Source organism: Micromonospora sp. NPDC047465 (assembly GCF_040643125.1).
Taxonomy (GTDB): domain Bacteria; phylum Actinomycetota; class Actinomycetes; order Mycobacteriales; family Micromonosporaceae; genus Micromonospora.
Map to the genome: position 1 here is coordinate 1 of NZ_JBEYTP010000105.1, position 5,887 is coordinate 5,887.

5 protein-coding genes are annotated in these 5,887 nt (G+C 67.9%); all 5 read left to right on the forward strand.

Annotated features, from left to right (window positions below; translation table 11 throughout):
- The first annotated feature begins 486 nt into the window (after window positions 1-486).
- The 5 genes from ABZ793_RS34445 to ABZ793_RS34465 all read left to right on the forward strand — a co-directional run bounded on the left by ABZ793_RS34445 (window position 487) and on the right by ABZ793_RS34465 (window position 5,633).
- Window positions 487-1,152: a hypothetical protein gene (locus tag ABZ793_RS34445; protein ID WP_357465156.1), complete on the forward strand. Its 666-nt coding sequence runs from the start codon at window positions 487-489 to the stop codon at window positions 1,150-1,152.
- A gap of 494 nt (window positions 1,153-1,646) precedes the next feature.
- Window positions 1,647-3,185: a phenylacetate--CoA ligase family protein gene (locus ABZ793_RS34450; protein ID WP_357465154.1), complete on the forward strand. Its 1,539-nt coding sequence runs from the start codon at window positions 1,647-1,649 to the stop codon at window positions 3,183-3,185.
- Complete coding sequence (locus ABZ793_RS34455) at window positions 3,182-3,628, forward strand: DUF4188 domain-containing protein (RefSeq protein ID WP_357465148.1); 447 nt, start codon at window positions 3,182-3,184, stop codon at window positions 3,626-3,628. The genes ABZ793_RS34450 and ABZ793_RS34455 overlap by 4 nt, the downstream gene beginning before the upstream one ends.
- Complete coding sequence (locus ABZ793_RS34460) at window positions 3,625-4,743, forward strand: hypothetical protein (protein WP_357465150.1); 1,119 nt, start codon at window positions 3,625-3,627, stop codon at window positions 4,741-4,743. Before ABZ793_RS34455 ends, ABZ793_RS34460 begins: the two co-directional genes overlap by 4 nt.
- Window positions 4,740-5,633, forward strand: a complete 894-nt coding sequence (locus tag ABZ793_RS34465; RefSeq protein WP_357465152.1) for a hypothetical protein — start codon at window positions 4,740-4,742, stop codon at window positions 5,631-5,633. Before ABZ793_RS34460 ends, ABZ793_RS34465 begins: the two co-directional genes overlap by 4 nt.
- Window positions 5,634-5,887: the final 254 nt, after the last annotated feature.

Sequence of the window (5,887 nt, forward strand, 5' to 3'; positions counted from 1 at the left end):
CTCCGCATCGGTCGGGCTCAGCGGGTTGACCACACCGCCGTCCCACCCATCGCAATACACGGCCTCAAGTGGCACCACGGCGATGACCATACAGGGCCGTTACCGGTCGTCATGGGCCAACCGAGGTCAGGCGCACGCTGCTGCCGCAGACCGCGCGTCGTGGAGCGCAGCCGGTCGGCGGGTGGCGGCGGGCGGAGCTGCCGCGGACGGCGCGCATCGACTGCGGTACGGCGGGGACCGTTCGTGCGGTCGCGCGAACCAGTTCGAGCAGTCAGCGACCGCGGCCTGGTCCCTCCACAAGTGGCGTCCTGCCCGGAGCGTCGCGCGCCGATCTGCCGCCCATGGCCTACCGCGTCGGGGACGTGCTGCATGTCTCCTGCCCGTTCACGCCAACGGTCGTCATCGGCGTCGACGAGACGTGCGTGACACTGCTTTTGTTCACGTAATGAGGAGGACGACCGCAAGCCTGCCTGGCAGGGTGAACTGGTGCCGGATATCGACCTCACTGACGCGGAGTACCTCCGCGAGATAGAGCTTCTTGCCAATGACGTCGTCGATCGGGCGCTGGACGAGGGCTGGCTGAGCTTTGATCCGGATCCTGACGATGCGACACCTCTGCAGCGTGCCGTCAACGCGCTGGCACGCCAGCTGCGGCATTACCACTTTGAGGATGACGGCTGCGTCGATCCGGACGCCCAGCTGGTCGGCCTGGCCGGAGCCCTCTTGGTTCGTCCCACGACCGTCCTGAGCGAGCAGGAGTACACCGACATCTGCGAGCGGCTGGGCGTTAAGGCACGGCCGCAGGGGTGGGCGTTGTGGCACACCTGGGATCAGAAGGGCCGAGAAATCACCATGGTCACTACCAGGATCAGCACAACTGAAGGAATGCTGCTGGCCTGGTCGAAAGGCCGCCACATGGTCCCGGCCAAACCGCCACGGGCCGCGGTGGCAGCCACCGTCAGGGGCTGGCTTGGACCGGCGGTCCGATCTCCCGGATACGCGGCCGAGACGGGAGTAACGGAAGCGGCCGTCGCTGCTTCCGTGCCACCGTGCTCGACAGGTGGGTCTACAACCGCCCCGTCGAGCAACAGAGAAACGAGCAACAGCGAAGAGGGCATCCAGCCGGATGTGTCGCCCACGTCTCGAGACTGATCCGTAACGCAGGCGCCAGCGCAGGTAGGCCCTGCAGGTCGCGGGCCAGGACGGTGTGGTTGGGGTAGTTGGAGCCGGCCATGGTAAGCCGGCGCAGCGGCCCGAATTGGGCCTCGATCGGGTTCGCCCAGGACGCGCTGGTCGGGGTCAGGCACAGCTCGACTTTGTTCCGAGCGGCCAGGCCCGGATCGCTGCGGTCTGTTCGGGTCGGTGGACTCCTTCCACGTACGGGTGCGCTGGAAGAAGATGTCGTTGCGGCGCAGCAGTGGATCACATCGCGCACGGTGTCCACCCCGCCCGCCGTGACGGGCCCTGCAGGGAACCCGTTGGAGCACACACCCACCGCGCGGACTGTCCGAGTATGGGCCGGTCTGGCCTGACAGGCCGAGGCTGACGGGCTTGGCGGGAGGTCGTTGAGTTGGGGTGCCCAGGGCGGTTGAGTATCCGTGACCAGGTGAGGGACTTGCGGAGACTCCTATCGTGGACGCGTGGTGATGACCTTCCTGCGCCAGGGGACGCTGCGGTTCACAAGCTTTGCATTGACCTGGCTCTACACGCTGCACCAGATTCATCCGGCGGTGTGGCGGCTCATGGCGCGGAACTACCGTCCGTACATGGGTCGTTTCGCTCGGCTGCACGCGTGGATGACCTGTCAGTTCGCCGCGATCGACGTGCCCGCGTACGGCGACTTCCTGCGCCGCAACCAATGGCGCTTTCGCTGGTTCGACCTGTCGTCGTACCCGCCGACGGACAAGCAGTCGTACGTGAAGGCATACCCGGAGGCCCAGCGTTGCTGGCACGGTGAGATCGAGATCGCCGGCAGCGTCGTCGACGAGTCCTCGGGATCGTCCGGTCAGCCGTTCAACTGGATTCGCAGCCGCCGCGAACTGCGCTCGGTCCACAAGAACCTGGCCGGCTACGCGACCATGGTGTTTCCGTCGAAGCGGCGGTTCGTCATCAACGCCTACTCGATGGGTGCCTGGGCCACGGGCACCAACACCGGCATCGCCATGTCCAAGATCGCGATGGTGAAGAACACGGGCCCGGACCTGCAGAAGATCGCGGACACGCTGCGGTACTTCGGGCCCGGGTTCGAGTACATCGTCACCGCGTACCCGCCGTTCCTCAAGCACCTGCGCGACAAGCTCGACGCCGAGGGCTTCCCGTGGGGCGAGTACCGCATCAGCGGTCTGGTCGGCGGGGAGGGGATGACCGAGGCGCTGCGTGACTACCTGGAGGAGCGCTTCCTCAAGGTACGCTCCGGCTACGGCGCCAGCGACCTCACCATCGGTATCGCCGGGGAGACCGACTTCACCGTCTGGGTCCGCCGCCGGCTACGCACCGACGTCGCCCTGCGGGCCGCCCTGCTCGGCCCCGACGAGCACCGACTGCCGATGATCTTCCAGTACAACCCGCTTGAGACGTATCTGGAGACCAACGCCGACCACGAGGTGCTCTGCACGATCAACTCGACGGCAGTGCTCAACCCGAAGGTCCGCTACAACATCGGCGACGAGGGCCGGCTGATCGCGTACCCGGATGTGCTGGCCGCGATCGGGGACCCGGCCGCGCGGTCGGACGCCGAACGCGCGGGACGGTCCGACCGGATGCAACTGCCGCTGCTGTTCCTGTTCGGCCGCAAGGACAGCACCGTCTCCTACATGGGTGCCAACATCTACCCGCAGGACGTCGAGTACGGCCTCTACGCCGACAATCCCCTCGCTCACCTGCTGCACAGCTTCTGCCTGGAGCTGGAGGAGCATGCGGACCTGGAGAGCCGGCCGGTCATCAACCTGCAGTTGCGCGAGGATCTCGCGCTCGGCCCCGACGAGCGGCTTGCCCTTGCCGATAAGTGTCGCGGCGGGGTGCTGCGCTACCTCGCCGAGGTCAGCCGGGACTTCGCCGAATCCCTCGTCGAGGACCCGTCCGCAGCCGACCTGCGGGTGAGAGTTCATGACTACGGCACCGGCCCGTTCGCCGGCGCAACGTCCAAAATCAAAAATGTGTACCTGGTGAAGGGCGCGACGACGTGAGGACCTCCGACTTTTCCGCCGCGCCGCCGGTTGGCCAAGCGACCGCCATGTTCGTCGGCGCCACCCGATACCGAGGGCCACGCTCGATCCTCACCCTCACCCGCACCTGGTTCAAGATGGTCAAGCAGATGAAACGGATGGACGGGTACCGGTGGCATACCGTGTACTACCAGTTCCCGTTCACGCTCGGCACCATCGCGTTCTTCAGCGACCGCGACGCGCTGCTGAAGTTCGCGCGCAGCCGCCACCACCGCGACCTCATGTGCTGGGTGACCGACCACGGCACGCAGAACGCGACCGGCGGCTACATCCGGCTGTACAACGCCGAGCCCGAGGGCTACACCAACGGCGTCTGGCGTGCCGAGGCTGACGGCATGGCGCACATCCAGACGTTCACCCCGCTGTCCACCGAGACGGCCGGTCCGCCGGTGCACCGCGCATGAGAGTCTCCGCCGTGAAGTCGCGGGCCGACCTGCGAGCGTTTGTCGACTTCCCACTGCGGCTGCACCCGACCAGCCGGTACGTGCCCCTGCTGTCGTCGGTGATCGCCGCACACCGCCGTACCGCCGAACTGTTCCTGATCCGCGACGGACGCGGCGCGGTGGTCGGGCGGACCAGCGTGCACCGCAGCACCGCCTTCGACGCGAAGGTCGGCCCGCGGCAACTGTTCGGGCACACCGAGTTCGTCGACGACGACGCCGTTTTCGCCGCCATCATGGACACGGTCGAGGCCAGGGCCGACGGCCGGCCACTGTTCGGACCGGTCGCGCTGCTGCCCAACCAGACCGGCGGGGTGATCACCTCCGGCTTCGCCGAGCGTGGCTTCGTGGACTCAGCCTGGAACCCCGCCTACTACCCGGTGATGTATGAGCGGCACGGCTTCCAGCGCCGCTTCGAGGCCGACACCTGGCTGGTCGACCTTGACGGCCGGGACTCCGGGGCCGGCTCGACCCCCGCTGGCGCTCCAGTCAGCACCGACCGTGACCACGGGTTCACCTTTGACGACACCCGAATCCCCGCGGAGCGGCTCATCATCCGGCACGGCTCGCGGCGGCACTTCCGCGAGCAGCTGCCGATCCTGCGGCAGATGCTCAACGCCAGCTTCGCGCAGCTCGGCTACTACACCGAAATCTCCACCGAGCAACTGGCCGAGCAGACCGACGGCCTCGCTTACCTGCTCGACGAGACGTTGCTGCTCTGGCTGGAGAAGGCCGGCCGGCCAATCGCGTTCGTGGTGACCGTGCCGGACATCTCCGAGTTCCTCATGAAGGTCGGTGGCCGGCTCGGCGTGCTCAATCAGCTTCGCCTGCTGGCGACCCGCGCCCGATACCGGCGCGACGCGGTGCTCATCATCAAAGGCACCGTGCCCGAGGAACAGGGCAAGGGGTACCTGACGCTGCTGTCTCGGGAGTTGCACCGCAACCTCGCTGCCGGCGGATACCGGACACTGCGCAGCACCTTCGTCGAGCGGGAGAACGCCGCCTCGGCCGCCCAGTACCGGCGGGCCGGCGGGCGACCGTTGCACGGGCACACATTCTACGAAAAGCGGTCGGCATGACGTGGGTTGAGCAGTTACGGGCGTACGAGGCGACCTGCCGCCGGGCGCCGAGCGCACACAACACACAGCCATGGCTGCCGGAGTACCACGCCGACGAGATCGTCATCAACGTCGACCAGTCCCGCTCCTTGCCGGAGTCTGACCCGACCGGACGCGACCTCGGCCTCGGAATCGGCGCGTTCGTCGAGACGTGCCTCATCGTCGCCGCCGATCTCGGCCTCAACGTCACCGCAGCACCCGGCCCCCGCCTGGTCGCCGCGCCGCACAGATACCCAACCCCGTTCACGATCGCGGACATCGAGTCCCGCCGGGTCGCCCGTGGCCGGTACGCGACCGGGCCCGTCAACCCGGCCGTGCTCGCCGACCTCGAACCTGGCCTCGTCCACCTTCCCGCCCAGGATCTCGCGCGCGAATTGGTGGTCGCCGACCGCTGGCTGTTCGGCACCCCGGCCGTCGCGGCCGAGCTGCGCGACTGGCTGCGCCTCGACCCCCGCCATCCGCGCTACCACCTCGACGGACTCACCGACCGGGCTCTGGTCCTGTCCCGGTTCGAAGCGCGGTTCCTGGCCGCCTCGCTGCGCGCGTACCCCGTCACCCGCCGGTTGGGCCTCGCGGCACTGCTGGCCGTCAGCGGCCGGAGCCTGCTGCGGTACGACGGCAGCATCCTGGTCATGCTGGCGGACGGCGACGATCACATCGCTGCGGGACGTCGCCTCCTGCGCACGTGGCTGGCCCTCGCCAGGCACGGCCTGGCGGTCCATCCGCTCAGCCAGCTCATCGACTGTCCGGTGACCGCCGCCCGGCTCGCGGAACGGGTGGGTGGCCAGCCGCTCGCGTTGTTCCGGGTCGGCCGGCCCCTCGCCGAGCCGACCCGATCGGCCCGGCTCTGACGACCTTGTGCACAGCTGCGGATCGTTGAGTATCGATTATTGTTGTTGGTGCTGCGGTCATGAACGCCTGCCGCGGCCAGGATGCCGCCCTGCGGGCGTTGCCGATGGCCAGGGCGAAGACGGACCCGGCGACGGCCAGGCTGGCCACCGCCGGGCCTTTTGAGGTTCCCCCGGTAACGCGGAGGGCTGGTTAGCAGGTTAGGGCCTGCTCATGGGTGGTGTTCACGGGGTTCGGTGGATCGATGTTCTTTGCG